Annotated in this window: 3 protein-coding genes and 1 riboswitch; all 3 genes read left to right on the forward strand. The window is 42.0% G+C overall.

The window, feature by feature from the left end:
* Nucleotide 1 precedes the first annotated feature (1 nt).
* Nucleotides 2-92, forward strand: a riboswitch (TPP riboswitch).
* Between the two features lie 109 nt (nt 93-201).
* From ACOVO2_RS14950 to ACOVO2_RS14960, 3 genes are read left to right on the forward strand one after another with little or no spacing between them, the layout of a single operon-like run.
* Nucleotides 202-927 carry a class I SAM-dependent methyltransferase gene (locus ACOVO2_RS14950; protein ID WP_188769491.1) on the forward strand — a complete coding sequence of 242 codons (726 nt, stop codon included), beginning with the start codon at nt 202-204 and terminating at the stop codon, nt 925-927.
* Nucleotides 927-1,979, forward strand: coding sequence for an AIR synthase family protein (locus tag ACOVO2_RS14955; RefSeq protein WP_421770753.1), 1,053 nt, complete (start codon nt 927-929; stop codon nt 1,977-1,979). Before ACOVO2_RS14950 ends, ACOVO2_RS14955 begins: the two co-directional genes overlap by 1 nt.
* Nucleotides 1,976-2,587: a thiamine phosphate synthase gene (locus ACOVO2_RS14960; protein WP_421770754.1), complete on the forward strand. Its 612-nt coding sequence runs from the start codon at nt 1,976-1,978 to the stop codon at nt 2,585-2,587. The genes ACOVO2_RS14955 and ACOVO2_RS14960 overlap by 4 nt, the downstream gene beginning before the upstream one ends.
* The last annotated feature ends 39 nt before the right edge of the window (nt 2,588-2,626 follow it).

The raw sequence follows: 2,626 nt of genomic DNA on the forward strand, positions 1-2,626 counted from the left end.
TATTTCATGCACGGGGTGCTGTAAAAAGCTGAGATGATACCCGAGAACCTGAACTGGTTAGTACCAGCGTAGGAATGCAGGAGCCAAACAAGATATTCGGAAGGAATGGCCCGTGGGCTTTGCCTCTATCTATATACGTTTTGAAACCTCATTTCGAGCATTCGGTGCAGAAATGAGGTTTATTTTTTTATCAAAACTACTATGGAAGAATTAGAATTAAGCGAAAAAAGTTTGGTAAAGCCGCCACTCCGAAATTGGCAAGGCCGCAAAGAATGGTTTTTTAACCGTGAACACACCGATACTTACGAACTTTGGTACGAAGGTCGCTACAAACGAGCCGAAGTATGGCAAAAGAAAATTATGGGTAGATTCGTAAAATCTGACCCAAGAATTAAAACCCTTCTCGAATTTGGCTGCGGAACGGGCCGTTTTACTCGCTGGTGGAAAGAAATTGGCATTGATGCTTCGGGTGGCGATATTTCGCCTTTTATGTTGGGGCAAGCGGTGCATCTTTTTGGCGGAAACTTAGTTTGGGCCGATTCTCATTTTATGCCTTTCAAAGACCATACTTTCGATGCACTTGCGTTTATCACAACCTTTGAATACTACCGAGACCCCGTGCAGGTAATTCGAGAAGCTGCCCGAGTAGGTAAATACGGCATTGCCTTTGGTATGATGAATCGGAATTCGCCTAAAGTAGTTCGACGAAGAGTGCAAGAAGCCTTTGGCAAAAATCCGTTTTATGTAACTGCTACTTTTTATACGCCCGATATGCTTACCCGAAAAATTCACGAAGCACTCGAAGGGCGAAGCTATACCATTGAGTGGCAAGCAACGGGCCTCCCCGAATGGTTTCCTGTGCAAGAATGGCACGTACCTTACGGCGATTTCTTTGGTTTATTCGTACGCTTCAATGATGTGGACTGATGGAAAAAGTAGGAAAAATCAATGAAGAGTATTTCAAAAGAGTGATTCTGCCTAATAGCGGTTTTAGTCGAAAAGAAGTATTAGTCGGCCCCAATTTTGGGGTTGACGTGGCACTTGTTGAGTTACCCAACAACATGGCTATGGCTCTTACTTCCGACCCTTTGAGTCTGATTCCGACTTTAGGTTTGCAGGAGTCGGCATGGCTTTCAGTGCATCTGATGGCCAACGATATTGCCACTACCAGTTTTTCTCCCATGTATCTACAAACTGTGCTGAATTTACCGACGAGTATCAGCGATGCTCAGTTTAGAGAATATTGGCAACACATTGATAGCTTTTGTAAGCAAATAGGCGTAGCAATCACGGGCGGACACACGGGTAGTATTGAAGGACAAAATTCGACAATTTCGGGCGGGGGAACTATGATAACGGTTGCTCCGAAAAACCAAATACTCACCTCAAATAATGCCCAAGTCGGAGATTCAATCATCATGACCAAGCAATGTGCGATGTCGTCGGTAGCTATTTTGGCCATGTCTTTTCCCGAAACTATTCGTCAGAAATTAGGTACAGAAACAGCTCAAAAGGCAGCCGAATTATTTTACGAAACTTCAGTTTTGAAAGAAGCCTCGATTATCAATCAATTAAATACACAAGCAAATGTCGTGAATGCCATGCACGATGTTACGGAAGGAGGTGTATTGGGTGCGGCCTTCGAAATGGCTGTTGCGAGCGGTTTAGGCCTCGAAATAGAAGTAAATAAACTCAATGTTTCGCCTACGGTGAGTGCTGTTTGTGAGGTATTTTCACTCGACCCTCATTATTGTGTTGGAGCTGGTTCGATGATAATTTCGGTTAAAAATCAATACAAAGATTTGGTAATCAATGCTTTACGAGCAAATGCTATTGAAGCCCATGTAATTGGGAGTTTCACCGAGGCATCGGCTGGACATCGAATCATTGAAAATGGTGAAATAAAACCAATGCCTTACTACGAAACCGACCCTTATTGGGCAGCATTTTTTGAGGCATTTAAATGTGGTTGGAAATGAAAAAAAGTATTTATCTCATCGCCGACCCCGCCATCGAGCAAAGCGTTTTGCTCCATAAAATCGAGATGGCTCTCAAAGGTGGTCTTTTTGCCGTGCAGTTGTGGAATAACTGGCAAAATGTGACCAATAAAATCGAAATCATTGCAAGCGTTCATCAACTTACGCAATTGGCTGGCGTGCCTTTGATTTTAAACGAAGGCCAAGATTGCCTTGATTTACCTTATTTTGAAGGTATTCATCTTGATTTACCCAATGATAAAATACAAGAATACCGACAAAAACGCCCCGATTTAATTTGGGGACTTACCTGCTCAAACGAAACCGAAAAACTCGTATGGGCCGAACAGAATTCGCTTGATTATGTCTCTTATTGTTCAGTTTTTCCATCAAAAACCAGTAATAGTTGCGAACTCGTCAGCTTCGAGACTATTCAGCGAACTCGTCAGTTTTTTAGTAAAAAAGTGTTTTTAGCAGGAGGAATTAATCAAAATACAATTCCAAATCTTAAAAATTTACCATTCGACGGCATCGCTTTAGTATCGGCCATTATGGATGCCGAAAATCCAACCGAAGTAGTATTGAATTATTCAGCAGTTTTAAACGATTAAAGTCATGACCAAAAGTTTTTTTGATAAACTATGTTGCCC

Source organism: Emticicia sp. (assembly GCF_049241225.1).
Classification (GTDB): Bacteria; Bacteroidota; Bacteroidia; order Cytophagales; family Spirosomataceae; genus Emticicia.